Annotated in this window: 23 protein-coding genes and 1 pseudogene; 11 read left to right on the forward strand and 13 right to left on the reverse strand. The window is 67.7% G+C overall.

What is annotated here, in order from left to right; genetic code table 11:
* The first annotated feature begins 58 nt into the window (after positions 1-58).
* The gene (locus RJ1_RS18825; RefSeq protein WP_073362493.1) at positions 59-436 is read left to right on the forward strand and encodes a VOC family protein; all 378 of its coding nucleotides are present in this window, start codon (positions 59-61) and stop codon (positions 434-436) included.
* Between the two features lie 3 nt (positions 437-439).
* Here the strand turns inward: RJ1_RS18825 and RJ1_RS18830 are convergent, their stop codons facing one another.
* The 3 genes from RJ1_RS18830 to RJ1_RS18840 are packed head-to-tail and all read right to left on the reverse strand — an operon-like array spanning position 440 to position 2688.
* On the reverse strand, positions 440-1243 hold the full coding sequence (locus RJ1_RS18830; protein ID WP_073362568.1) for an alpha/beta fold hydrolase: 804 nt from the start codon (positions 1241-1243) through the stop codon (positions 440-442).
* A 3-nt stretch (positions 1244-1246) separates the two neighbouring features.
* Complete coding sequence (locus tag RJ1_RS18835; RefSeq protein ID WP_073362495.1) at positions 1247-2260, reverse strand: aldo/keto reductase; 1014 nt, start codon at positions 2258-2260, stop codon at positions 1247-1249.
* On the reverse strand, positions 2257-2688 hold the full coding sequence (locus tag RJ1_RS18840; RefSeq protein WP_073362497.1) for a MerR family transcriptional regulator: 432 nt from the start codon (positions 2686-2688) through the stop codon (positions 2257-2259). Before RJ1_RS18840 ends, RJ1_RS18835 begins: the two co-directional genes overlap by 4 nt.
* Before the next feature lie 235 nt (positions 2689-2923).
* Here RJ1_RS18840 and RJ1_RS18845 point away from each other — a divergent pair, with 235 nt between their 5' ends.
* Positions 2924-3157: a hypothetical protein gene (locus RJ1_RS18845; RefSeq protein ID WP_143048933.1), complete on the forward strand. Its 234-nt coding sequence runs from the start codon at positions 2924-2926 to the stop codon at positions 3155-3157.
* Positions 3158-3189: 32 nt separating this feature from the next.
* Here the strand turns inward: RJ1_RS18845 and RJ1_RS18850 are convergent, their stop codons facing one another.
* The 3 genes from RJ1_RS18850 to RJ1_RS18860 are packed head-to-tail and all read right to left on the reverse strand — an operon-like array spanning position 3190 to position 7166.
* Positions 3190-4617, reverse strand: a complete 1428-nt coding sequence (locus RJ1_RS18850) for an amidase (protein WP_073362503.1) — start codon at positions 4615-4617, stop codon at positions 3190-3192.
* Positions 4618-4669: 52 nt separating this feature from the next.
* The gene (locus RJ1_RS18855) at positions 4670-5926 is read right to left on the reverse strand and encodes an amidohydrolase (RefSeq protein ID WP_073362506.1); all 1257 of its coding nucleotides are present in this window, start codon (positions 5924-5926) and stop codon (positions 4670-4672) included.
* On the reverse strand, positions 5904-7166 hold the full coding sequence (locus RJ1_RS18860) for an MFS transporter (protein WP_073362508.1): 1263 nt from the start codon (positions 7164-7166) through the stop codon (positions 5904-5906). The genes RJ1_RS18855 and RJ1_RS18860 overlap by 23 nt, the downstream gene beginning before the upstream one ends.
* A 55-nt stretch (positions 7167-7221) precedes the next feature.
* On the opposite strand from RJ1_RS18860, the gene RJ1_RS18865 reads away from it, so the two are divergent.
* Together RJ1_RS18865 and RJ1_RS18870 are read left to right on the forward strand one after the other, a co-directional pair.
* Positions 7222-8295, forward strand: coding sequence for an Lrp/AsnC family transcriptional regulator (locus RJ1_RS18865; protein WP_162850364.1), 1074 nt, complete (start codon positions 7222-7224; stop codon positions 8293-8295).
* Between the two features lie 133 nt (positions 8296-8428).
* Positions 8429-8908, forward strand: a complete 480-nt coding sequence (locus RJ1_RS18870; protein WP_073362511.1) for a nucleoside deaminase — start codon at positions 8429-8431, stop codon at positions 8906-8908.
* Between the two features lie 41 nt (positions 8909-8949).
* Here RJ1_RS18870 and RJ1_RS18875 read toward each other — a convergent pair whose 3' ends face one another.
* Positions 8950-10548 (reverse strand): ABC-F family ATP-binding cassette domain-containing protein, encoded by a 1599-nt coding sequence (locus tag RJ1_RS18875; protein ID WP_073362513.1) that lies wholly within the window; start codon positions 10546-10548, stop codon positions 8950-8952.
* A gap of 141 nt (positions 10549-10689) precedes the next feature.
* Positions 10690-11256: an ATP-binding transcription factor AbmR gene (gene abmR / locus RJ1_RS18880; protein WP_073362573.1), complete on the reverse strand. Its 567-nt coding sequence runs from the start codon at positions 11254-11256 to the stop codon at positions 10690-10692.
* Positions 11257-11350: 94 nt separating this feature from the next.
* Between abmR and RJ1_RS18885 the strand changes: the two genes are divergently transcribed.
* The 3 genes from RJ1_RS18885 (at position 11351) to RJ1_RS18895 (ending at position 15757) form a co-directional block, all read left to right on the forward strand.
* The gene (locus RJ1_RS18885; protein ID WP_073362516.1) at positions 11351-13159 is read left to right on the forward strand and encodes a penicillin-binding transpeptidase domain-containing protein; all 1809 of its coding nucleotides are present in this window, start codon (positions 11351-11353) and stop codon (positions 13157-13159) included.
* A 96-nt stretch (positions 13160-13255) separates the two neighbouring features.
* A complete protein-coding gene (locus RJ1_RS18890; RefSeq protein WP_073362519.1) occupies positions 13256-14935 on the forward strand; it encodes an NTF2-like N-terminal transpeptidase domain-containing protein in 1680 nt (559 codons plus the stop codon).
* 84 nt (positions 14936-15019) lie between these two features.
* On the forward strand, positions 15020-15757 hold the full coding sequence (locus tag RJ1_RS18895; RefSeq protein WP_073362522.1) for a sulfite exporter TauE/SafE family protein: 738 nt from the start codon (positions 15020-15022) through the stop codon (positions 15755-15757).
* 67 nt (positions 15758-15824) lie between these two features.
* On the opposite strand, the gene RJ1_RS18900 is transcribed toward RJ1_RS18895, so the two are convergent.
* Together RJ1_RS18900 and RJ1_RS18905 are read right to left on the reverse strand one after the other, a co-directional pair.
* Positions 15825-17297 (reverse strand): peptide MFS transporter, encoded by a 1473-nt coding sequence (locus RJ1_RS18900; RefSeq protein WP_073362524.1) that lies wholly within the window; start codon positions 17295-17297, stop codon positions 15825-15827.
* 59 nt (positions 17298-17356) lie between these two features.
* Positions 17357-17734, reverse strand: a complete 378-nt coding sequence (locus RJ1_RS18905; protein ID WP_073362527.1) for a DUF3054 domain-containing protein — start codon at positions 17732-17734, stop codon at positions 17357-17359.
* A 105-nt stretch (positions 17735-17839) separates the two neighbouring features.
* On the opposite strand from RJ1_RS18905, the gene RJ1_RS18910 reads away from it, so the two are divergent.
* Both RJ1_RS18910 and RJ1_RS18915 read left to right on the forward strand, forming a co-directional pair.
* Positions 17840-18457: a TetR/AcrR family transcriptional regulator gene (locus RJ1_RS18910; protein WP_143048934.1), complete on the forward strand. Its 618-nt coding sequence runs from the start codon at positions 17840-17842 to the stop codon at positions 18455-18457.
* Positions 18458-18626: 169 nt separating this feature from the next.
* A pseudogene (locus RJ1_RS18915) lies at positions 18627-19352 on the forward strand (lysylphosphatidylglycerol synthase transmembrane domain-containing protein); the annotation flags it as partial.
* A 153-nt stretch (positions 19353-19505) separates the two neighbouring features.
* Here the strand turns inward: RJ1_RS18915 and RJ1_RS18920 are convergent.
* Both RJ1_RS18920 and RJ1_RS18925 read right to left on the reverse strand, forming a co-directional pair.
* On the reverse strand, positions 19506-20060 hold the full coding sequence (locus tag RJ1_RS18920; protein ID WP_073362530.1) for a YceI family protein: 555 nt from the start codon (positions 20058-20060) through the stop codon (positions 19506-19508).
* A 57-nt stretch (positions 20061-20117) separates the two neighbouring features.
* The gene (locus RJ1_RS18925) at positions 20118-20789 is read right to left on the reverse strand and encodes a TetR/AcrR family transcriptional regulator (RefSeq protein ID WP_240319916.1); all 672 of its coding nucleotides are present in this window, start codon (positions 20787-20789) and stop codon (positions 20118-20120) included.
* 84 nt (positions 20790-20873) lie between these two features.
* On the opposite strand from RJ1_RS18925, the gene RJ1_RS18930 reads away from it, so the two are divergent.
* A complete protein-coding gene (locus tag RJ1_RS18930; RefSeq protein ID WP_073362532.1) occupies positions 20874-21707 on the forward strand; it encodes an alpha/beta fold hydrolase in 834 nt (277 codons plus the stop codon).
* A 21-nt stretch (positions 21708-21728) separates the two neighbouring features.
* On the opposite strand, the gene RJ1_RS18935 is transcribed toward RJ1_RS18930, so the two are convergent.
* A complete protein-coding gene (locus RJ1_RS18935; protein ID WP_073362535.1) occupies positions 21729-23435 on the reverse strand; it encodes a 2-isopropylmalate synthase in 1707 nt (568 codons plus the stop codon).
* A 165-nt stretch (positions 23436-23600) separates the two neighbouring features.
* Between RJ1_RS18935 and RJ1_RS18940 the strand changes: the two genes are divergently transcribed.
* Complete coding sequence (locus tag RJ1_RS18940; RefSeq protein WP_073362537.1) at positions 23601-24284, forward strand: FadR/GntR family transcriptional regulator; 684 nt, start codon at positions 23601-23603, stop codon at positions 24282-24284.
* The last annotated feature ends 8 nt before the right edge of the window (positions 24285-24292 follow it).

Raw genomic sequence — 24292 nt, forward strand, 5'->3', positions numbered from 1 at the left:
CCGGAACCATTATCGTACGTCGTACGTTAGTGGGGTGTCGTCAACGAAAGGACACACCGTGAAGGTCACCGCGAGCGCACTGTCGCTGAACGTCGCAGACCCCGTAGCGTCGGCCGAGTTCGCCAAGTCCCACCTCGGCTTCGAGGAGGAGATGGCGGCCGAAGGCTTCGTGTCACTGAAGCGTGCGGACGTCGGTTTCAATCTGATCTTCCTGAAGACCGGACTGGAGACGTTCAAACCCGCCCGGATCGCGGGTGACGCCGGCCAGGGGTTGCTGGTCGCGCTCGTCGTCGAGGGAATCGACGGCGAATACGAGCGGCTGCAGGCGGAGGGCGTCCCGATCGTGACGCCCATCGAAACCGAGCCGTGGGGCGAACGCTACTTCCAGATGAGCGACCCCAACGGGGTGATCATCCAGCTGGTCGAGTGGACGTAGCGGTCACACCGACGCGAGGAACGGCTCGACGGCCGCGAGCACCTCGGTGCTCGCGGCCACGGCCGTCGAATGGTCGAAACCGGGCAGGATCGTGAGCGACGCACCGGGAATCAGCGCCGCCACCCGCTCAGTGTCGCCGATCCGCTCGGCGTCGTTCGAGCCGACGAACAACAGGGTGGGGACGGCGATTCCACGCAGGACGTCGTCGTCCACCCCCGGCTCCACACCGGACCGCCGCATGTAGGCGGCGAGGGCCTTCGCGTCGTTCGCCGTGAACGCGGCCCGCGTGCCGGCGTCGATCGGCCACGAACGCCGGGCATTCCACCCTTCGAGGAACGCATCCATCCCGTCCCGATCGAGGACGTCGATGCAGCCCGGGAAGAACAATCGGTCGAACGCCCCGGACTGCGGTCGGCTGCTGCCGCCGCCGATGATCAGGCTCTCCAGTCGCTCGGGCGCCCCGACCGCCAACGCCAGCGCCACCCGCCCGCCGAGCGAGTACCCCAGCACGTGTGCGCTGGGAAGCTCCAGGTGGTCGAGGACCGCCAGGATGTCACCGCTGACCAAGTCCATGGCGTACGCGTCCTCGTCGTACGGCTTGTCGCTGCGCCCGTGGCCCCGCAGATCGACCAGGATCAGCCGGTACCGGTCCCGCAGCGCGGCGACGTAACCGAATCCGCGCCAGATCGCGTGGGACAGAGCCGTGCCGTGAAGGAGAACCAGGGGCTCCCCGTCGCCGACGGTCTTGTACGCGATCCGGACGCCGTCGACGGGATTGGTAGCGTGCTGCACCCGCACAGTGTGCATCACTCAGACGTCGCGGCCCTCCGATACCCACTGCAGATCCTCCGAACGCGCACCCTCCACGTGGTCCCGGGCCGAATTCAGCACAGCCAGTTGCGCCGCATCGAGTTCGATACCGAGAGCACCGGCGTTCTCCGTCACCCGTTCCGCACTACGGGTTCCGGGGATGGGCACGACCGGCAGTCCGAACGCGCGGCCCTGCGCGTAGAGCCACGCCAGCGCAACCTGTGCGGGGGTGGCACCCAGTTCGCCTGCGACCGAATTCACCGCGTCGACCACCCTGAGGTTCCGCTGCAGCGCGCCCTCCGCGAACCGGGGAAGAGTCCGTCGGAAGTCGTTGGGCGCCAGAGTGTCGACGTCGGTGACGGTCCCGGTGAGGAACCCCCGGCCGAGCGGCGAGTAGGGGACGAACCCGACACCGAGCGCGGCCGCGGCCGGCACGATTCGCGCCTCGACGTCGCGGCTCCAGACGCTCCATTCCGACTGGATCGCCGTGATGGGATGCACCGTGTGCGCGGCCGCCAGTTCCCCGGCCGTCACCTCCGACAGCCCGAGATGCCGCACCTTGCCCGCCGTCACCAGTTCGGCCATTGCCGCGACGGTGTCCTCGATCGGAACCGACGGGTCGGGGCGGTGCAGGTAGTACAGGTCGATGGTGTCGATACCGAGCCGGCGCAGGCTCGCGTCCACCGCCTCGTGGACGTAGGCGCGGTCGCCGCGCGTCGAGGCGCCACCCTCACTCCGCTTCCTCGGATCCCCCAGAATCCCGAACTTGGTTGCCAGCGTGACTTCCCCCCGCCGGTCCTTCAGCAACTGCGCGATCAACCGCTCGTTGTCGCCCGCCCCGTACACGTCGGCGGTGTCGAGGAAACTCACTCCGAGATCCACCGCGTGATGCAGTGTCGCGAGCGCCTTTTCCGGCTCGATCCCGCCGTAGACGGGTGTGAGAGCCATTCCTCCGAAACCCATGTCGGAGACGGTGAGCGAGTCACCCAGGGTTGTCGTACCGATGGCGGTCATTCTTCTCCTCGTCGTTGTCGGGCACGGTCTTCGTCGGTCCCTGCGATGAGGGCCCGGTAGTGATCCACCTTGGTGTCGAGGGCCGCCAGAGCGTCGTCGAGCCTCGCCTGCTGGGCGAGGATGCGTTCGCGATGCGCGAGCAGCAACGACAACCGCCGCTCGTGGGTCTCGGCGCCCCCGGCCAGCAGCACCGCGAAACGCTGCATGTCACTGGTCGGCATGCCTGTGGTCCGCAGTTTCACCAGCAGTTCGATCAGCCGCACGTCCCGCTCGCTGTAGCGGCGGCGACGGTCCGAACCCCGCGCGATCCGGGGGATCATCCCCTCACGCTCGTACCAGCGCAGGGTGTCCTGCGTGAGGCCCGTGATCGCCGCGACCTCCGAGATGCTCACGAACGCTCCGAGCGACTGCTCCAACTGGGTGGCCATGACTGAACCGTACGACCTGGAGTGCACTCCAACGCAAGAGCCAGGCGACTCCGCACCCTTCCTGCGTCGCAGAGAGGTCGCAGCTGACCGGCTTTCCTTTCGAGTGCTGCGCGGGTTGCCCGTGTCTTTGAACACCGAGGTGACGTGACGGGGATCGTGCGGTCACGAAGTACCGAATTCACGTCCGGTCCCTCGGCGGGCCAGGCGAGTCGTGGGCGTGGTGGGCGTGGTGGGCGTGAGCAACGGGTCGGACGGCTCGAACATGCACGCGTTGATCGCCGCCACCTGTCTCGGCTACGGAATCTTCCGCGACACCAACGCCAGGGACCCGGGCATCACGGTCGACGAACTCGACGAACTCGACGAACTCGACGAACTCGACGAACGCGCCGGAGCTGTGTCCGGCCAGATCCTCGACGGACTGCAGAACGCTGACACCCCGGCACACGCCTACCGGTCCGGCGAATGATGTCGAGTGATCGGGCAAGTCACCTGTTTCCCTCACACTCCGGGACGATGCTCTCGCGTGTAGTCCCACGGTCGCAGCTGTTCGACGGCCTTGCCGACCCGGAAGACGGTGGCGTCGTCGTAGGTGTGCCCGACGATCTGCACCCCGGTGGGAACACCGGACGACGCGTGACCGCTGGGGACGGCCAGGACCGGACACCGGTTGTTGATGTTGAACGGGAGGGTGAGTAACGCCTCCGCGGCGTGATCGAGCCGCTGACCGGCGACGACGATCCCGTCGAGCATGTCGTCCTCCGCAGGATAGGCCGATACACCGGAGGTGGGGCACAGCAGGGCATCGAACCCGGACATCGCCTCGGCGAGCTGTCGGTGCATCCGGGTCTCGATCCGCAACCCGTCGACGAAGGTGACCCCCGTGCGGGCGCTCGCGGCTCGGGTCGCGAAGGCGCGGGTGTAGGGGGCGAGAAGGTCCTCGTGTCCGGCGGCGATCTGCGCAACGATCGCACCCATGATAGTGCCGAAATGGGTTGTCACTGCCAGTCGGATTTCCTCGGCGGTCCAGGGCAGCTCGATTTCCTCGACGATCGCGCCGGCGTTCTCGAGCGCACGTGCCACCGCGCGGGTGTTGGCCTCGATCTCCGGTTCCACCACGAAGCAGCCCAGCCGGATGCTCAATGCCAAGCGCATGCCCTCGACCGAGGGGTACTCGGTGGGCAACGTTATCGCAGGACGTAGTGACGTGTGGTCACGGACGTCCGGCCCGATGAGCGTGTTCGCCAACAGGATCGTGTCGTCGACGGTACGTGCCATGGGACCGTCGCCTCGATAGAAGTCCATGCTCATCGGGGGCACCCCGGGGATACGTCCGTACGGGGCTTTGTATCCGACGGTCCCGGTGAACGCTGCCGGAGCCCGGGTCGAGCCGCCGATGTCCGACGCGGTCGCCAGAGGGGTAGTTCCGGCGGCCAGCGCAGCGGCGGAGCCGCCGGAGGATCCGCCTGGGCTGTAGGCGAGGTTCCAGGGGTTGCGGGTCACGCCCCACATCGGGGTGTGGGTGAACCCTGCGACGCTGAATTCGGGGGTGGTGGTGCGGGCGTGGATGATGCCGCCGGCGGCGTGGATTCGTTCGATCACCGGCGCGCTCTCGGTCGCGACAACATCCTTGTTCACCAGCGAGCCCTCGGTGAGGGATCGTCCGGCGATGGCGTGCTTCTCCTTGGCCGCCACCGGAATGCCCTCCAGCGCACGCGGCGCCGGGCCGCGTCCGAGATAGCGCTGCTCGGCTTCCTTGGCTTGTACGAGTGCCTCGTCGAAGAGTTGCTCACAGAACGCGTTCACCTGGGGTTCGACCTGCTCGGCACGGTCGACGAGGGCGTGCATCAGCTCGACCGGGGACAGTTCGCGCGTCTCGAACAGTGTGCGCGCTGCGGTGGCGCTGAGGTACGGGAGATCGGTGGTCATGGTTTCTCGCCTTTCCTGAAAGGAGGGGTTGTCGAAGCTGTGTGGCGCAGCATCAGCGGGACGCAGCGTGCGGTGAACGCTCCGTGGCGAGCACGTGCGTCGCCGCCGCGTGCATGGCTGTGGCCGCGGCAGGCAGCACGGACTCCGGGTCGGGCGCGAACCGTGGTGAGTGGTTCGGTGGGATTCCGGCCGGCAGTTGCCCCGCTGCCAGGGCCGCGAGATCCGCTTCACCGAAGCGCTCGTGTTCGATCCCGCCGATGTGCCAGAACACCGAAGGACACCGCGCCGCGGTCCCGAGTGCGCCGAAGTCCTCGCTGCCGGTCAGCGGATTGGGCAGGCGATGCACGGGCATCCCGGCCTCGGCGATTGTCCGCAGCACGGCCCCGGTCGCCTCCGGCGTGTTGACGGTCAACGGAAAGCTGTTGAACTCCTCGATTTCCGGAGAATTCGGTGCATCGGCAGCGGCCGCCTCCGCTTCGGCCAGTCGCCTGATCGCCGTCAGCATCCGCTCGCGCGACGCCGGTGTGAACGTCCTGAGGCTGAGGAGCAACTCTGCATCGTCGGCGATGATGTTCGCGGCTGTGCCCGCATGCAATGCACCGGTGGTGAGCACCGGCGCCGGCCGAGCGGAGGCCTCACGGGCGGCGAGCGTCTGGAAACGCAGTGCCAGTGAGGCGGCCATCAGCAACGGGTCGACCGCCGTGTGTGGCGTCGACGCGTGCCCACCGCGCCCGAACAGTTTCACTCGGATGCTGTCAGACGCGGCCATCACAGCACCCTCGCGGGAGACGACGACGCCCGCGGGCAACGGCGCTACGTGCTGGCCCAGGCAGATCGCCGGCGTCGGAAACCGTTCGAACAGGCCGTCGTCCAGCATGGCCCGCGCACCCTGCCCCGTCTCCTCTGCGGGCTGGAACACTGCCAGAACCGTGCCGTCGATCGCCGGGGCGCCGGCGAGTTGCGCGCACACCGCCAGGAGCGCAGCGACGTGCACGTCGTGTCCGCATGCATGCATGACCCCGGGCACCGTCGACGCGTAGTCCATGCCCGTGTCTTCCTGCACGGGTAGGGCGTCCATATCTGCGCGCAGGAGAACCACCGGCCCGGGGCCTCCCCGCAGAACACCGACGACGCCGGTGCCACCGACGCGCTCGGTCACCTCCCAGCCGCCGAGGCCGCGCATCTCATGTGCCACGAGATCCGCGGTGCGGTACTCGCACGCTGAAAGCTCGGGGTGCGCATGGAGTTCGGTGTAGACATCCCGCCAATGGGCGCGCTGTGCTACATCAGTCGACAGTGGAGTGTGCATGGGTTTCCTCTCGGTCGGCGGTGCGGTCGAGCCGGACGGCGGCGAGCATGCGCTCGGTGGTTTGGGGTGCGGCGAGAACGGCGAGGATCGCGATGAGCGGGCCGACGGCCAGCGCACCGAAAGCGGTGGTCCAGGACGCGGCGTCGACGATCGCGCCGAAGGCCAAGGGTGCCGCGATGCCGGCGACCATGCCGCCGAACAAGATCATCGACGACGCGGCCCCGGAAACCGAAGCTGGGAGGCTGCGCAGCGGCACCGCGAACGCGGGCATGTAGCACAGTGCACTGATGCCGCTGAGCAGGGTCCCGACGATGACGAACATGGTTACCGAGTTCGTGTGGGGCAGGACGATCACGAGTGCGGCACTGACGATCATCGCGGGGACGATGATGCGGCGGGGTCTTCCTTCCCACCGGTCCGACAAACGGCCGCCGACGATCACGGCGACGGCGGCCACGAGGGTGGGGGCGATCGAGAGCAGGCCCGCGGTGCCGATCGAAACGCCCCGCTCCTCGTTGAGATACGAGACGGTCCAGGAGCCGATGCCCCACACGATCACGTCGTATCCGAAGAACACCAGCGCGAAACACCACATCGCGGGCGCTCGGAGCACGATCCCCACGCCAATCGAACTGCTGCTTCGGTGTGCCGTGGCAGCGTCGAGTGCGGACACGTCCGCGGGCAGTGCCTCGGGCATCCAACGCTTGATCGCGACTACGACCACGACCCCTAGGACGGCGATGACGGCGAACATCGGCCGCCATCCCCACAGCGGCAACAGAATCGACGCGATGATCGCGGCGGCGAACGAGCCGAAGGCGTTCGAACTCAGCATCCACCCGTTGGCTGTCATCCGCTGCTCGGGCACGCTGCGTTCCGACAACAGCTTGATCGCGGCTGCGGGAAAGACGCCTTGCGCGAAGCCGAACAGCAGCCGGATCGCCAGCAGTGCGCCGAACGACCAGGCGATCGCCGTGAGCCCGGTGAACAGGGACCACGCGATGAGACCCGCGAGGGCGATACGCACAGCGCCGAAACGATCGGCGAGCAGCCCCCCCGGGATCTGCGACAGTGCGTAGGCGACGAAGAACGCCGACACGATCAGGCCGCGCTCCCCGTAGTCGAGTGCGAATTCCGCACCGATCCCGGGCAACGCGAGATTGATGACGAGTCGGTCGATGTAGTCGACCGCCCACGCCGCGAAGAGCAGTAGCACGGTGATGCGAGTGGAACGCAGCACGATAAATCTCCTCACAAGACGAGCTCGATGGGTGGGATGACTCACAATGGACGGTGTGGCACTCGAAACCCCTCTCGCGCAGCATTCCGGCGCAGAACACCCCTTCTTGCTGGATTCCGGCGGCGCATCGTTCAGTGAGTTCGACCTGGCACTGCTCAACGCGCTCCAGATCAGCCCGCGCGGGTCCTGGTCCCAGATCGGCACCGCCCTCGGTGTGGACGCCACCACCGCCTCACGGCGCTGGCGCCAACTATCCGACGACGGACGTGCGTGGATCACCGCCTACCCGGTCGGCCAACGCCACACGAACGCGTACGTGACGCTCGCGTGCACTCCCGAGGCCGTTCACCGCGTCGGTTCCACACTGTGCGGGCTGAACTGCGCTTATCAGGTCGAACGCACCGACGGCACTGCGCAATACTTCGCCGCCGTCGCCACCGCCGGCCCCCAGGCCCTGGACGATCTGATTCACGACCATCTGAGCCGGATACCTGGCGTGGACTCGATTCGGGCAGAGCTGTGCCTGCACGTCTACCACGAAGGCAGCGGATGGCAGCCGCGGACGCTGGACAGTTCCCAACGCGCCCAGCTCACGACGCCATCCAGTGATCCGTCCCCGGTACCGTTCAAGCCGTCCGACCGTCCGTTGCTGGACGCATTGAGCGCCGACGGCCGGTGCAGCTATGCAGAATTGGCGGACCGGTGCAGGGTCAGCGAGACGACCGTCAGGCGCAGGCTCGGCAAGCTCACGCGATCAGGTCAACTGGCCTTCCGATGTGACATGACCCAGCAGGCAGCAGGCTGGCCGCTCAATGCGATATTCGACGTCGATGCGGGTGCCGATCTCGACCGTGTGGGACGTGCTGTGTCCACCTGGCCCGAAATCAGGCTGTGCGCCGCGACCAGCGGACGATACAACCTGATCGTGTACCTGTGGCTGCGCTCGGCGCAGGACTGTCGCCGCATCGAGGAACGGCTCGTCGCTCTGTCGGATCGCGTTCGAATCGACAGTCGTCGTGTGACACTCCGACCGCTCAAACGGATGGGGCGGTTGCTCGGCCCGCACGGCGCCGCAGTCGGCCACGTTCCCCTGGATGTGTGGCGCGGCAGTCTGCCGAGCTCGACATAGACGAACAAGTCGCCCACCGCTCGCACGCGATTTCCCCGCCAGGACTTGCGATTTCCCCGCCAGGACTTGCGGTTGACCAACGGGCCATAGCGCGTCCGTTGCGGTGGCTGCGTCCCGGATGGAAGGTAGTGGCATGTCGATTCCCCTGAACACCACGCGGACGGCGCTCGACCCCGACGAACTGCTGGCCGTGGCGATCGCCGAAGCCGAACTCGGCAAGCGCGAGGGCGGAATACCGATCGGGGCCGCACTCTTCGCCGGCAACGGAACCCTGCTCGGCAGCGGCCGCAACCGACGGGTCCAGCACGGCGACCCGTCCGTGCACGGTGAAACGGACGCATTCCGGGCGGCCGGGCGCCAGCGCGACTACCGCTCGACGACCATGGTGACGACCCTGTCACCCTGCTGGTACTGCAGCGGCCTCGTGCGGCAATTCAACATCGGCGCGATCATCGTGGGGGAGAGCGTCACGTTCACCGGCGGCCACGAATGGCTGCGCGCGAACGGCGTGGACGTGACCGTCCTGCGCGACCAGCACTGCATCGACCTCATGGCCGAATTCATCGAGAACCAACCCGAACTCTGGAACGAGGACATCGGAGTAGCCGAATGATCGGCGCCTCCGGCGCTCGTGCGCCTTTCTGGTAGCCGGGACTACCCGAATGGCGCACAGGCGCGAAGCGCCTCGTCGGTCAGTTCCAGCCACCGGGTGACGCCGATGTCGTGGAGGAACTGCCGGTCGTGGCTGACCACGATGAGGGCGCCCCGATAGCTGCGGAGCGCCTGCGTCAGGTGCGCGAGGCTCGGCAGGTCGAGGTTGTTGGTCGGCTCGTCCATCAGCAGCAGACGGGGGGCGGGTTCGGCGAGCAGGATCGTCGCGAGCGCCGCCCGCAACCGCTCCCCACCCGACAGTGCGGACGCGAGCACGTCGGAGTCGTTGCCCCGGAACAGGAACCGGGCCAGCTGGGCGCGGATCTGTTCCGGCGACGCGTGCGGCGCCGCCGCGGCCACGTTCTCGGCCACCGTCAGCGACTCGTCGAACACGTCGAGCCGCTGCGGCAGCGCCTTGAACGGCACCCGCGGTCCCGCGGCCACGACGGCATCGAGCAGGGTCGTCTTCCCGACCCCGTTGCGTCCGACGAGGGCGATCCGCTCGGGACCGACGACGTCCAGCGACACCCGCTGCCCGGAGGCGAGGCCGACGTCGCGGACGGCGACCACCTCCTGACCCGAGTGCACCTCTGTCGCCGGGAGGTCGATCCGCACCTCGCGGTCGTCCCGCAGGGCACTCTCCGCCTGCGTCAACGATTCCCGGGCTTCGTCAACCTTCGCGATGTGGTTGTTCCGCAACTTTCCCGCGGATTCCTGCGCCTGCCGCTTCCGCAACCCCATCACGATCTTCGGTTCGCGCTTGTTCTCGAACATCTTCTGCCCGTATCGCTTACGACGGTCGATCTTGACGCGGGCCTCGACGAGTTCCCGCTTCTGCTTCTGCACGTCGCTGCGGGCGTCACGCACCGCGGCCCGCGCGGCCTCCTGCTCCGCCTCGACGATCTCCTGATAGGTGCTGAAGTTTCCGCCGAACATGCGGATCTCGCCTGCCCGCAGTTCCGCGGTGGAATCCATCAGATCGAGCAGGTCGCGGTCGTGGCTGACCACCAGCAGGGTTCCCGAGAACTGTCGCACCACGTCGTAGAGCCTGCCGCGGGAGTCGCTGTCGAGGTTGTTGGTCGGTTCGTCGAGCAGCAGAACCTCAGGCTCCCTCAGAAGTTCCGCGGTGAGACCGAGCAACACGGTCTCACCGCCCGACAGGGTGCCGACGGTGCGGTCGAGGTCCGACGTGCTTCCCAGCACCCGGTCGAGGCCGAGCCGGTGCAGCGTCGACACCGCGCGTTCCTCGATGTCCCAGCGGCCCTGCGCCGCATCGAAGTCGTCGGGCGTGCCCTCACCGGACTCGATGCGGTGCAACGACGCCCGAAGGTCGGCGATGCCCAGGATCCGGTCGACCCGCACGCTGGGGTCGAGCGTGATGTCCTGCGGCAGGTACGCCACCTCGCCGTGCGCCGTCACCGACCCGCGGTCGGGGTGCAGGCGCCCGGCGATCAGCCGGAGGAGGGTGGATTTGCCGGCGCCGTTGAGGCCGACCACGCCGGTGCGTCCGGGACCGAAGACGGCATCGAGTCCCTCGAAGACGGGTTCGCCGTCGGGCCAGGTGAACGTGAGGTCGGACAGGGACAGATACGACTGGGCCATGGGGTACTCCCGAGGTGTGTGCGGATGACGACTCGCGTGACTACCTCGTCAGGAGCAATGGACCGTTCCCCTCTGTCTGACGCGCCCGGTGCGCATCGATGACGTTCACGATAGGACGCCACCGATGCCCGTGCAATCGAATTAAATCTGGGGACCGTCGGACCGGAGTTCGTCCACCTTGGCCATGGCTTCGCGAAGCTCGGCGAGCCATTGTTCGCTGTGCTGACCGGCGAGGCGGACCGTCCACATCAGGGCGTCCGACCGCGACCTCGCCACCCCGGCGTCGACGAGTGTGTCGAGAACCTTGCGTTCGGGTTGGCGGAGCCGCGTCATCACCGGAACGGCGAGGTGTGTGAACAGCGTCTGGTGGCCGTCGAGGCTGACGCCCCACGCGACCTTGCGCCCGTATCTCATCTCGGCCTCGTCGGCGATGCGCATCCGATCGCCGCGCGTCGTTTCCCGGAATCGCGAGATACGTCCGTCGATCGCCGCGTCGGAACCGGAGTCGGCGGACTCGACGGGCGGCAATTCGCCGACCACGACGATCTCCTCGCGGTCGACCTCTACAGACGCGGGACCGGTGAACCAGTCGTCGGGAAGGCGGCCTGCGAACCAGTCGGTTGCATCGCTCGTGTCGGGGACGTCCGCCTGTTGCCATCCACCGGGCCGGCCGAAGCGGCGACCACCCGGACCGTGTGCGTTCTTCATGGCGTCCTCCTGGGTGCCGGGTGCCCCGATCACTGTGATGAAGCACTAATTACATGATTACACCCATTATTCGAAGCGCGCCACGACGTCAGGCATGATCGAGTCCGTGCGCACCTCAACCGTTCGTCACAGCCCCATCCGTCCCACCCCCACCCGCAAGGCAGTGGCCGGAATCGCCGTTCTCGCCACAGTGCTCTCCGCCTGCGGACTGTTCGGCCCCGATCAACCCGACACCGTGTCGCAGCAATTCGCCGACGCGCTGAACAGCGACGACGTGCAGGCCGCCGCCGACCTCACCACCGATCCGGCCGCGGCCGCCGCCGCGATCACGGCTATGTACGACGGCCTCGGAAACAAGGACGGGACGTTCACTCGCACGGAGGCGCAGGAGTCCGGCGACAACGGCGGCACGTTCACGATGGACGTCGCGTGGCCGTTCGCCCCGGGGCAGGAATGGAAGTACAGCACCACCGGCAACGCCACCAAGGAAGGCGACGACTGGAAGATCGCCTGGGACCCCGCCGTCCTCGCGCCCGGTCTCACCGACGACACCACCGTCCGATACACCACCACGACCGGGACGCCGCCGAAGGTCCTCGCCGCGGGCGGCGCACCGATCCTCGAGCAACAGGTGGTCACGCTCGTCAATGTGGAACCGGGCGCCGACACCGCGGCGGTGGCCGGGCTGCTGTCGCCCATCGCCCCCACGATCACCGCGGCCTCGCTCCAGCAGGATCTGGCCGGCGCCCAGGGCAAGCCGGTCACCGCCATCGCGTTGCGAGCCGAGGACCTGGCGCCGATCGAACCGCAACTGCAGCAACTGGCGGGTGTCACGCTGGCCCCGCAGACCAGGCTGCTGAGCACCGACAAGGCGCTGGCCTCGCCCACCCTGGCCGGCCTCGGTGACCTGTGGCAGGAGGGGCAGGACGCCTCGGCCGGCTGGGCGGTGCAGGTCGTCGGACAGGACGGCGCGGCGAAGACCGTCGCCGGGGAGGCGGGCCCCGACGCGCCCGACATCGCGACGACCCTCGACCTCCCGATGCAGATGGCCGCCGAGCGCGCGCTCGCCGACGTGCCGCAGCAGGCCGCGATCGTCGCCCTGCGACCCTCCACCGGGGAGGTGCTCGCGGTGGCGCAGAACGCCCCGGCCGACGCGCTCGGCCCCATCGCCCTCACCGGCCTCTACCCGCCTGGGTCGACGTTCAAGACGGTGACCACATCGGCGGCGCTGCAGGCCGGCGCCGTCACCCCGGACACGGTCCTGCCCTGCCCCGGCACCGAGAACATCGAGGGCAGGCAGATCCCCAACGACGACGAGTTCGACCTCGGCGCCGTCCCGTTGCACACCGCGTTCGCCCGCTCGTGCAACACCACGATGGGACGGCTGGCGGTCGGGTTGCCGCCCGACGCCCTGCAGAAGGCCGCGCAGCAGTTCGGGCTCGGCGTCGACTACGTGACGCCCGGCCTGACGACGGTGACCGGCAACGTGCCGATCGCCGACAGTCCGGCGGCCCGCGTCGAGTCCGGGATCGGGCAGGGGCAGGTGACCGCGACGCCGTTCGGGATGGCCATGGTGGCCGCCTCGATCGCGAACGGTTCGACGCCGTCGCCTATGATCGTGCAGGGCAAGCCGGGAACCGCCGACAAGACGGCGCCCGCCGTGCCCGCGAACATCACCTCGGACCTCCGGACGATGATGCGTGAAACTGTGACGGGTGGTACCGCTACTGCGCTGCAGGACATTCCGGGACTGCTCGGCAAAACGGGCACGGCCGAGTCCGGAAGTGGGCCCGCTCACGGCTGGTTCGTCGGAATCAAGGACGACCTAGCATTTGCCGTCTTTATAGCAACAGGTGACAGTTCGGCCCCTGCTGTGCAGGCTGCGGGGCGTTTTCTTCGATAAACCCGTTCGCGCGTTGCTGTTCGGGGATAAGTTGTGGCTCAACCGTAACTCCTTCGTAGGCAAATGGTGCTTGTTACGCATGTGACTGAAAGCAAGATGGTGGACATGGGGAATGGACGATCGCTTGGCCGCCGGAACAAATATGTGATCGCCCTGACGTCGGCTGTCGTCTTGGCAGTGATTCTGGCGTCGTGCGTGCTCTCGAAAGAGGAGGAAACCGCTCAGTCGGTCGTAGACAACTTCGTCAACGCACTGAACGAGGGCGACGCCGCTGCCGCCGCAGCGCAGACCTCCTATCCCAACGCCGCGGAGACGGCGATTCAACAGATGTTCGACGGATTGAAGCCCCAGGACGCCAAGTTCGACGTGACCCAGTTCATGGATCTCGGCTCGGACTCCGGCTTCTTCACCGTCGGTGCCGCTTGGCATTTCGGTGAAGGCAAGGACTGGAGCTACCAGGTTCAGGGCGGCGTGCGGAACCTGTCCGTCGGCTGGCGCATCTCCTGGGATCCGTCGATCCTCGCGCCCGACCTGGGCAACGGGCGTACCGTCCGCTACGACCGGACCGACGCCGCTCCGCCGCGGATCTTCGACGCCTTCGGCGGGCTGCTCATGAACGAGCAGACCATCAACTCGATCACCCTCGACCCCGCCACCATGCCCGATCCCGTCGCCACCACCCGGCGTCTCGCAGAGGTCCTCGAGCCGGTTGCTCCCCTCGTGACGGCCGACACGATGATGGCGGACATGGCAGCGAAGCCCGGCGAGCAGGTCACCGCCGTCCTGCTGCGCGACCAGGACTACCAGTTCCTCGAGCAGGATCTCGCGATCCCCGGTGTCGTCACCATCAAGACGCCGAAGCTCATCACGTCGGATCGCCGCATCACGACGCCGCTGCTGGATCCGCTCCGGAAGGTGTGGCAGGCCAACCGGGACGCCACGGCCGGATGGGCCGTCCACCTCGTGGACCCTGACGGCACGCTCATTCCCCAGGCCGGGTTCCAGGGCCCGCCCGGACCGGACATCGCCGCAACCCTCGACTCCCACCTGCAGCTGGCGGCCGAGGAAGCCGTGGTCAGCGTCGGCACCCCCGCGACGATCGTCGCGATCCAGCCGTCCACCGGCGCCGTGCTCGCCGCAGCGCAGAACAACCAGGCAATGGAGCAGGGGCCCATCGCGTTCCAGGGCCTCTATCCCGCCGGATCGAACCTCGACCTGGTGAAGAAGGCCGCCGGACTGCAGAAGGGTGTCGACCCGTCCTCGCTGTCGATCGAAGACATCGAGAAGGCGGGCAACCAACTCGGGCTCGGCATGAACTACAAGATCCCCGGACTCGACCAGCAGACCGCCGTCTTCACGGCCGACCAGTCGGGCATGAACCAGGTCATGAACCGCAAGGACAGCGACCTGCCCGCCGTGACACCGTTCGGGATGGCCATGCTGGCCGCGTCGATCGCGCGGGGCAGTGCGCCGGCGCCGATGATCGTCCAGGGGCAACCGGGCACCACCGACGTGGCCGCTCAGCCGCTCCCTGCGAACGTCAACGACCAACTCCGGGGAATGATGCGCGACAACGTGGTGCGCGGCGGAGCGTCGTTCCTGAACGGCTACCCGGACCTCATGGGCATGAACGGTGCGAGCGGCGACGACCGCTGGTTTTACGGTTCACGCGGCGACCTCGCCTTCGCGGTCTTCGTCGCCGACGCCGACGGTGGTGACCGGGCCGTGAAGATGACCGACATGCTGTTCCGTGAGATGGCGAAGCCGGCGAACTGAGGACACGACGATGGCGAAGCCGGCGAACTGACGGGACTGCCTCCGCGCTGAGGGAGTAAGTACGCAAGGGTAAGTTTCTACCTTGTGTCCCTGCTTGATATCGGTCTTCTCGTCGTAGCGGGGTTCTTCGCCGGACTGGTCGGCTTCGTTACCGGCCTGGCGTCCATCGTGTCGTATCCGGCACTGCTCGCGGTCGGTCTGCCGCCCGTCACCGCCAACGTCACCAACACGGTCGCGATGGTCGCGGTCGGCGTCGGCGCCCTGTCCAACTCGACGCGGGAGGTCGCCGACACCGGTCCCCGGCTGTGGCGCTGGGCGCTGTACTCGGCCGCGGGCGGCCTGGTCGGGGCGGGAATCCTGCTGGTGGCCCCGGCCGGATCGTTCGAGGCGATCGTCCCGTTGATGGTGGCGTTCGCCGCGCTCGCGCTGCTGCTGCAACCGCGACTCCGCGCGCTGGCGGGCGGGCGGGACATGCCCCGCACCTACTCCGTGTCGCTGTTCGTCGTCGCCATCTACGGCGGATACTTCGGCGCGGGAGCGGGCGTGATCTTCCTCGCGATCGCGTTGATCCTCACCTCCGAGAAGATCTGGCGCGCGACCATCCTGAAGAGCTTCCTCCTGGGCGTCGCCAACCTGGTGGCGGCGATCGGGTTCGCCCTCTTCGGCCCCGTCCATTGGGGCGCCGCCGCCGCGATGGCGGTCGGCGCCCTGGCCGGTGGCTGGTGCGGCCCGCCCGTCGTCAAGCGGATCCCGCCGTCCGTCCTGCGTGTGGTGATCTCGATCGCCGGTTTCGGGCTGGCCGTGTGGTTGTGGACCCGCTGAGTCCGCCCTCGGACCGGCGTCAGTGCAGATGTGACGCTCGGCGTCAGTGCAGATGTGACGCTCGGCGTCAGTGCACGCCCTTCATCAGGCGCCGGATCCACGGCGACCCGATAGCGAGGAGCACGCCGACGACGATCGACCCCAGCCCGACCGCGGTGAAGTACGGGATCTCGTTGTTCTCGTCGTAGTAGCCGGCGAGTGTGCCCGCCATGGCGGTGCCCAGGGCGACGGACAGGAAGAACAACGCCACCATCTGGGTGTGGAACGCCTCCGGCGCCAGCTTGGTCGACAACGACAGACCGACCGGCGACAGCAGCAGTTCCGCGAACGTGAACAGCAGCAGGATGCCGGCCAGACCCAGCAGCGGTGCGCTGTTGGCGCCGCCGCCCGACATCGGGATGAACGCCAGGAACGCGATGCCCATGATGACGGTGCCCGCCGCGAACTTGATCGGCGACGACGGCTGACGGGGGCCGAGCTTGGTCCACGCGGCCGCGAAGACACCCGCGAAGATGATGATGAACACCGGATTGATCGACTGCACCCAGGACGGCGGGAAGTCCCAGCCGAACAGGTTGCGGTCGAGGCGCTTGTCCGAATACACGGCGACGGTGGTGAACTGCTGCTGGAACAGCGACCAGAACACCGCGCTCGCGATGAACATCGGGATGAACGCGTAGACGCGACTGCGTTCGATGGCCGTGATGCGCCGGCTCGACAACATGATCGCGAAGTAGCCGATCGCGGCGACGATGGTGAGGCCGACCACGATGTCCGACATGTTGGCTGCGGTGATCACCCCGGTGAGGGACAGGGCCGCGATCACCACGACCGCCGCGGCCGCGATCGCTATCCACTTGGGACGCTGGCTGCGGGGGAGCGGGTTGGGCGGTTCGGCGCCGATACCGCGCAGGCGCTTGCGTCCGATCGTGTACTGGATGAGTCCGAGCGCCATGCCGATCGCGGCGAGCGCGAACCCCGCGTGGAAGCCGATGGAATCCTGGGCCCATCCGGTGAGGAGCGGTCCGACGAGCGCGCCGAGGTTGATGCCCATGTAGAAGATGGAGAATCCGGCGTCGCGGCGCTCGTCGTCCGCGTCGTAGAGGTCGCCGACGAGGGAGGTGGCGTTGGCCTTGAGCCCGCCACTGCCGAACGCGACACACACGAGGCCGATCCCGACTCCCCAGAGGCCGGGGAACACGGCCAGCGCGATGTGGCCGAGCATGACGAGGATGGCGCTGTAGAACAGGGTGCGTTCGGAGCCGAGGAGCCGGTCGGCGATCCAGGCGCCCAGGATGGTGGAGAGGTACACCGTGCCGCCGTAGGCTCCGACGATGCTGGTGGCGGACGATTCGGCGATTCCGAGGCCACCCTCGGCCGCCGAATAGTAGAGGTAGTAGATCAGGATGCCCTGCATCCCGTAGAAGGAGAATCTCTCCCACATCTCGACGCCGAACAGGTTCGCGAGGGCGAACGGCTGGCCGAAGAAGCCGCGGTCGGACCTCTTCTCGTCCCGGGCCGGATCGATGGTGTCACTCATGGGGAAACTGTCTCACCTCGAGCGGCAGTTCGTGTGCCGTCGGGGCGGATTCGCCGTGATCAGGTGGTCGCGCGGGCCTTCGTGACGATCTTCGCGACGGCACGCCAGCCGAGGAGGAACACGGCGAGGACGGTGCCCGCCACGATGACGAAGCTCAGCGCCGTTCCCTGGCCGCTGACGACGCGCAACAGCATCCCCACCACCAGCGTCGACAGCCACACGACGATGCCTGTCGGGACGATGAGGAACGCGTCGAACTTGTCGCGGTAGAGGGCGACGGTGGCGAGCCACCCGCCGGCCAGACCGGTCAGAAACGGCCACGCCGTGGTGGCCAGACCCGTCAGGGCGTTGGCTTCGTCGTGGCTGCGGCGGCCGATCGCGCAGAACACGATCACGAGGACGACGTCGATGGCGAGCGCGGGGAGGAACTTCTTCACACCGTCAGCCTAGAGGTGGCGCTGTCTCGTCAGGTTTTGGACTCGTGCGAACAGTGGACCGAGAAGAAAATTGTACTGAGTCCAAGTTCGGGCTAGGGTCGATTCATGGCGCTGCGTGAGTCGAAGAAGCACGAAACCTGGCGCACCCTGCACGCCTGCGCGCTCGAACTGGTGGACACGCGCGGCTACGACGACGTCAGCGTCGAAGAGATCGCGGCGGCGGCCCGGGTGTCCAAGAGCACCCTGTTCAATTACTTCGACTCCAAGGAAGCGCTGATCTTCGACCCCGGGCCGGGAGATCGTGAACGGTGGCAGAAGCTGGCGGACGAGCGTCCGGACGGCGAACCGTTGTGGGTCTCGGTCCGCGAGATCATCCGCGCACGCATCGCCCACAACGCCGCCACCCTCGTGGTGCAACGTCGGATCCTGGGCGCGGCACCCCAACTCGCGCAGTCGACGAGGGCGGCCGGCGAGCGGTTCCAGCAGTTCGTCCAGGACTGGGTCGACGCTCGGGCTCAGTCCGACCGGATCGACCCGCTCTGCAGTGCCCTTCTCGTCAACACGGCGTTCGCCGTGTTGCGGACCGCCTATCTGCAGTGGCAGCCCGGCGACGACGCGGAGCGGTTCCTCGAGTTGCTGGATTCGGCATTCGCCGAGATCGAGGCCGGCGTCCTCGACCTTCCCCGATCACGAACCGGAACCGCGTGCGATGACCGTCGCTGACGTGAGGCGCGGGTGGTCGGTACCCAGAACCGCATTGGCGATCGCCGCCGTGGCCGCACTGATGGTCGAGGTTCTGGTGCTGAGTCCGTACATCGCGCGAGCGTCGGGCGCGTTGCTGCACCCACGGTGGCGGTGGCTGGTGCTGGCGGTGTTCGCCGAGATCGCGTCGATGACGACGTTCGCCCGACTGCAGCGGCAACTGCTCGCGGCCGGCGGTCTCCGAGTGGCGCTCCATCGGTCGATCGCATTGACTTTCGCGTCCAACGCGCTGTCCGTCACCCTCCCCGCCGGGCACCTCGTGTCCGCGGGATTCACGTTTCGCAGGTTGCGCACGTGGGGCGCCAGCACGCCGCTGGTCGCCTGGACGATGCTCGCGTCGGGGATCATCAGCTCCGTGGCGCTCGGCGCCCTCGGGATTCTCGGGGCGACGGTCGGCGTTCGGGCGCATGCCGATCCGATCACCGTCGTCGGTGAGATCGCCGGTGTCCTCGGACTCGCCCTCGGGCTCCGGGAGCTGATTCGCCGACCCGAACTGCTCGTGCGCGCCGGCGAACGGGTTCTCGGCTGGGCCAACGCGTTCCTGCGGCGTCCCGCGGCGTCGGGTGCCGAGCGCGTCCGCACCCTCGTCGAGCAACTGGCTCTCGTCCGGCCCCGCCCCAGAGACTGGATTCTCGGGGGCATGTTCGCGGGACTGAACTGGATCGGCGACCTGCTGTGCCTGGTCGCGGCGTGCCGGGCGGTGGGCGTCACCGAAGTCGGGATCGGGCTCGCGATGACGGCCTACGTCGCAGGCATGGCCGCGTCGAGCATTCCGCTGATTCCCGGCGGCATCGGCGTCGTCGACGGCGCCCTGATCGTGGCGTTCGTCGCCGGCGGACTGGGCACGGACGAGGCCACCGCGGCCGTGATGCTGTACCGATTGATCAGTTTCGCGTTGATCGGGGCCATCGGGTGGGGAGTCCTGTTCGCTGCCAGGTATGCCGGCGCCACGAAGAACGCGCGCCCCGCCATCCGGGTGGATGACGGGGCGCGCGCTGCGAGGAAAGGGTCAGGCCTGGAGGCCGGCCTCGATCTCGAGGGTGATGGTGATCTTGTCGCCGACGACGGCGCCGCCGCCTTCGAGGGGCATGTCGATGGTGATGCCGAAGTCCTTGCGGTTGAGGACGGTGGTGGCTTCGAAGCCGGCGACCGGGCCGTTGCCCATGCCGGGGTTGACGCCGCCGAATTCGAGGGCGAGCTCGACGGGGCGGGTGACACCGTGGAGGGTGAATTCGCCCTCGACCACGTAGTCGTCGCCCTTGGCGCGGACGGCGGTGGAGGTGAAGGTGGCGGTGGGGTACTGCTCGGCGTCGAAGAAATCGGCCGACTTGATGTGGGCGTCGCGGTCGGTGTTCTTGGTGTCGATGGACGCGACCTGGATGTCGGCGGTGACGGTGGCGGTGCCGTCCTCGGCGACGGTGATCGCGCCGGTGAAGTCGTTGAACGTGCCGCGGACCTTGCTGACCATCAGGTGGCGGACGGAGAAGCCGACGGTGGAGTGGACCGAGTCGATGGTCCAGGTTCCGGCGGTGAGGTTGGGCAGGGTGGCGGTGGCGGTGGTCATGAAAACTCCTCGGGTCGTCGACAACTAAATTAGTTGAATATTCAAGTTCTTGTAGCTTCAACTATGAACGCCGGGGATTTCTTCCGCAACCGTAGTGTGATGTCGGTCACATGCCCTATGTGAGTGCCGCGGTGTGCCCGGGGACGCATTCTCACTCACGTGGGTGAGGCAGGCACGCGCGGCGGCAAGGACTGTGGCGCCGGCCGCATCGAGCGGTTCGGTGCTGCGGAGCGCCCGGGCGAGGACGAAGGCGCCCTCCAGGCTGGTGATGAAGCCCAGGATCAGACGCCGCGCGTCGGCCTCCTCGAAGCCGCGGTCGCGCAGCAGCGCGCTGCCCGCGTCGATCCAGCTCGTGAACACGTCCGCGGTGGCCACGCGGAGCACCTCGTTGGTGCTCGCGACTTCGAGGGCGACCGTCGCGATGGGGCACGCGTCCGCGTAATCGGTGGCCACCAGCGTCTCGCCCGCCAGCCGGAACCCGACCTCGATCCCCTCGAGGATGTCGGGGTGGGCGTCGAGGATCGCGAACACCAGCCGGGCGTACTCCTCGCCCGACGACCGGATGACTTCTTCCCCGAGCTGCTGCTTTCCGCCCGGGAAGAAGTGGTAGATGGAACCGAACGGGGCCCGCGCCTCGGCGGCGACCTGCTTGAGACCTGTCCCGGTGTAGCCGTTGCGACGGAAGAGTTCGCCGCTCGTGCCGAGAATCCGGGCCTTCGTGTCGTTCATTCCTGCCTCCGACCGTTGCGCTCGGTGCGTACCCCATCGTAACCTGAGATTCAGTAGAACGATCTATCAAATGGAGTGAGTGCCATGAAGCAGATCGAACTCTCCGCAGGCACCGTCGAGTACCGCGACACCGGGGGCGAAGGTCCGGTGCTCGTGTTCATCTCCGGGCTGACGATCGACGGCACCGTCTGGCGGCACGTCGTCGAACGACTCACCCCCGACTACCGCTGCATCCTCCCGACGCTTCCACTCGGCGCGCACCGCATTCCGATGCGCGAGGACGCCGACCTCTCGTTGCGCGGACTCGGACTGCTCATCGGCGAATTCCTCGACCGACTCGACCTCACCGACGTCACGCTCGTGCAGAACGACTGGGGCGGCGCCCAGGTCCTCATCGCCCTCGGCGACACCGGCCGCGTCGCCGCTCTCGTACTCACGCCGTGCGAGGCGTTCGACAACTACCCGCCCGGAATACCCGGTCGCGCGATAGGTGTCGCTGCCGCGATACCCGGCGGATTGGCCCTCGCCATGCGGGCCCTGCGATTCACGGCGATGCGGCGGGCGCCGGCGTCGTGGGGGTGGATGAGCAAGCGCCCCGTGCCGAAACCGGTGATGGACGAGTGGTTCCGGCCCGCGACCACCGACCGTCGGGTGCGGCGGGACCTGCGCAAGTACGCGAGGTCACTGCCACCGAAGGCGACCCTGCTGCACTGGGCGGAATCGAACCGCGCCTTCGACCGGCCGGTCCTCGTGCTCTGGGCGGTCGAGGACAAGGTGATGCCCCGCGACCACGGTCGGCGACTGGCCGAGCTCTACCCGAACGCCGAACTGCAAGAGGTCGACGACAGTTACACGTTGATGCCCGAGGACCGACCGGACGTGGTGGCGGACGCGATCGTGCGGCTCCGCCCCCCGTGAGTACTTATTAACCGCCCGTGGTTAACAAGTACTCACAGGCGCAGTAGCCGCCGTGTACACCGCGCGGATGGCGGACGCCGTCACCGACTGGTGGGAGCCCATTCCCCACACCGTCCGATCGCCGACACGGCATTCCGCCAACGTGATCGCCGTGCTGTCGCTACCCGACCGCTGCGAGTGCTGGGTGAGGGACAGGACGTCGACAGCCACTCCTTTCGAGGTGAGGACGTGGGTCATCGCCTCGACAGGGCCGGTGGCTACCGCCTCACCGGACACTTCGGTGCCGTCGACGTCGAAGACGACGAACAGCCGGTCGCCGTCGGTTCCGTGCTCGACGGACCAGCGGCCGACGCCGCCCCGGTACCCGTACTCGGCGCAGAACAGCGTCCACAGTTCTTCGGCGGTGATCTCGAGTCCCGACGAGTCCGCTGCTGCCTGAACCTTCGCGGCGAAGTCGATCTGGAGCCGGCGCGGCAGCGTGATGCCGTATTCGCTCTGCAGCAGATGCGCGATTCCGCCCTTGCCGGATTGGCTGTTGATGCGGATGACGGCCTGGTAGTCGCGACCGACGTCGGCGGGGTCGATCGGCAGGTAGGGCACCGACCACGGCGCGATTCCCGGGTCCAGTCCCGCGGCCTCCGCGGATGTCCGATGCTCCGCGAACCCCTTCTTGATCGCATCCTGGTGGGTGCCGGAGAACGCCGTGTACACGAGGTCCCCGCCGTACGGATGCCGCTCATGGACGGGAATCCTGTTGCAGTACTCCACGGTTCGACGAACCGCGTCGATGTCCGAGAGGTCGATCATCGGGTCGACGCCCTGCGCGTGCAGATTCAGGGCCAGCGTCACGAGATCGACGTTGCCGGTCCGCTCGCCGTTGCCGAAAAGGCAGCCCTCGACACGCTGGGCTCCCGCCAGCACCGCCAGCTCGGCGCACGCGACGCCGGTGCCGCGGTCGTTGTGCGGGTGCACCGACAGGATGACCGAATCCCTCCGCTCCAGATGGCGGTGCATGTACTCGATCTGGTCGGCATACACGTTGGGCGTCGAGACCTCCACCGTGGCAGGCAGATTGTGGATCACCGGACGTTCGGGGCTCGCATCCCACAGTCGGGTCAGGCTGTTGCAGACGTCGAGCACGAAGTCCGGCTCGGTCAGGTTGAACACCTCGGGTGAGAACTCGAATCGCCGGCCCGGGTGGTCGCCAGCGCCGCGTGCCACCACCTGTGCTGCATCGAAGATCAACCGGTGCAGCGCTTTCCGGTCCTTACCGAGGACGACGGAGCGCCACGTGGGCGCCGTCGCGATGTACATGTGCACCACGACGTTCGGCAGCCCCTCGACCGATTCGTACGTCCGGGCGATCAGATCGTCGCGGGCCGCGGTGAAGACGACGATCGTCACGTCGTCGGGCACGAGGTCCAGGCGGACGAGGTCGCGGACGAAGTCGAAGTCGGTCTGGCTCGCGGACGGGTAGCCGACCTCGATCTCCTTGTAGCCGAGCGAGATCAGCAGTTCGAAGAACCTGCGTTTGCGCTCGGGGTCCATCGGTTCGGCGAGGGACTGGTTGCCGTCGCGCAGATCGACGGGCACCCACAGCGGTGCGGTGGTGGTGCGTCGCGTCGGCCACGTGCGGTCGACATCGGGGACGGGAACGCGGTCCCAGATCGCGCGATAGCGATCGGAGGGCATCGGTGAAGGCAGCTGGTTGTTCCACGTGATGGTCATGACGGTCTTCTCCTCGGAAGGGTGAACGAGACGACCGACGCGGCGAAACCCCGCGGCAGGGTGCCGGCCTTCAGGCCCCGCCGCGGCAGTGGAGGAGAAGTCCACGGAATGCCACGGGGCTAGACTAGGAGAAATTCACTCATCAGACAACCTGAGGAGCTCTTCTTGACCGCGCCGATACGACGCCACCTGTTGACGGACCAGGCCGCCGACCTGCTGCGCTCGCGCATCGAGAGCGGCGAATGGGAGGTCGGCGCGAAGCTCCCGGGCGAGACCACGCTCGCGGCCGAGCTGGGTGTCGGACGGTCGACGGTCCGCGAGGCGGTCCGGATGCTCGCCGGGTTCGGCATGCTCGAGTCGAGGCAGGGTGCCGGGGTGTTCCTCCGCAGGTCGTTGCCTCGTCAGGACTGGGATCGGGTACTGCGCACCGAGGAGATCCTGCACGTCGTCGAGGTACGCAACACCGTCGAGATCGACGCCGCCCGGCTCGCCGCCTCCCGGCGCGACGACCACGATCTCGCGGAGCTCCGCCGGACGCTGGACGCGCGGTCCGCGGCGTCCGGGGCCGGCGCCGCCGAGTTCGTCGACGCCGACATCGCACTGCATCGCGCGGTCGTGGTCGCGGCGCACAATCCGGTGCTGACCGAGCTGTTCGAGACGTTCGTTCCTCGGCTGCGCGACGCGATGCGCGACCTGATGGCGGTGCTGGACCTGACCGCACACAGCGCGCCCGACGCGGACGACCACCGACTGCTGGTGGAGGCGATCGCCGACGGCGACGCCGAGGCGGCGGTCCGGGTCAGCGCCGGGCACCTCGGCGGAATGCTGGTGCGGCTTCGCCGCCTGTGAGTACTTAT

The organism is Rhodococcus jostii NBRC 16295 (assembly GCF_001894825.1).
Taxonomy (GTDB): Bacteria; Actinomycetota; Actinomycetes; order Mycobacteriales; family Mycobacteriaceae; genus Rhodococcus_F; species Rhodococcus_F jostii.

Bases quoted from the DNA above. Each gene is read 5' to 3' on its own strand.
- RJ1_RS18830 (WP_073362568.1), bottom strand. From the start codon at position 1,243: ATGCACACTGTGCGGGTGCAGCACGCTACCAATCCCGTCGACGGCGTC.
- RJ1_RS18835 (WP_073362495.1), bottom strand. From the start codon at position 2,260: ATGACCGCCATCGGTACGACAACCCTGGGTGACTCGCTCACCGTCTCC.
- RJ1_RS18840 (WP_073362497.1), bottom strand. From the start codon at position 2,688: ATGGCCACCCAGTTGGAGCAGTCGCTCGGAGCGTTCGTGAGCATCTCG.
- RJ1_RS18850 (WP_073362503.1), bottom strand. From the start codon at position 4,617: ATGACCACCGATCTCCCGTACCTCAGCGCCACCGCAGCGCGCACACTG.
- RJ1_RS18855 (WP_073362506.1), bottom strand. From the start codon at position 5,926: ATGCACACTCCACTGTCGACTGATGTAGCACAGCGCGCCCATTGGCGG.
- RJ1_RS18870 (WP_073362511.1), top strand. From the start codon at position 8,429: ATGTCGATTCCCCTGAACACCACGCGGACGGCGCTCGACCCCGACGAA.
- RJ1_RS18875 (WP_073362513.1), bottom strand. From the start codon at position 10,548: ATGGCCCAGTCGTATCTGTCCCTGTCCGACCTCACGTTCACCTGGCCC.
- abmR (WP_073362573.1), bottom strand. From the start codon at position 11,256: ATGAAGAACGCACACGGTCCGGGTGGTCGCCGCTTCGGCCGGCCCGGT.
- RJ1_RS18885 (WP_073362516.1), top strand. From the start codon at position 11,351: ATGATCGAGTCCGTGCGCACCTCAACCGTTCGTCACAGCCCCATCCGT.
- RJ1_RS18890 (WP_073362519.1), top strand. From the start codon at position 13,256: ATGGTGGACATGGGGAATGGACGATCGCTTGGCCGCCGGAACAAATAT.
- RJ1_RS18900 (WP_073362524.1), bottom strand. From the start codon at position 17,297: ATGAGTGACACCATCGATCCGGCCCGGGACGAGAAGAGGTCCGACCGC.
- RJ1_RS18910 (WP_143048934.1), top strand. From the start codon at position 17,840: ATGGCGCTGCGTGAGTCGAAGAAGCACGAAACCTGGCGCACCCTGCAC.
- RJ1_RS18920 (WP_073362530.1), bottom strand. From the start codon at position 20,060: ATGACCACCGCCACCGCCACCCTGCCCAACCTCACCGCCGGAACCTGG.
- RJ1_RS18925 (WP_240319916.1), bottom strand. From the start codon at position 20,789: ATGAACGACACGAAGGCCCGGATTCTCGGCACGAGCGGCGAACTCTTC.
- RJ1_RS18930 (WP_073362532.1), top strand. From the start codon at position 20,874: ATGAAGCAGATCGAACTCTCCGCAGGCACCGTCGAGTACCGCGACACC.
- RJ1_RS18935 (WP_073362535.1), bottom strand. From the start codon at position 23,435: ATGACCATCACGTGGAACAACCAGCTGCCTTCACCGATGCCCTCCGAT.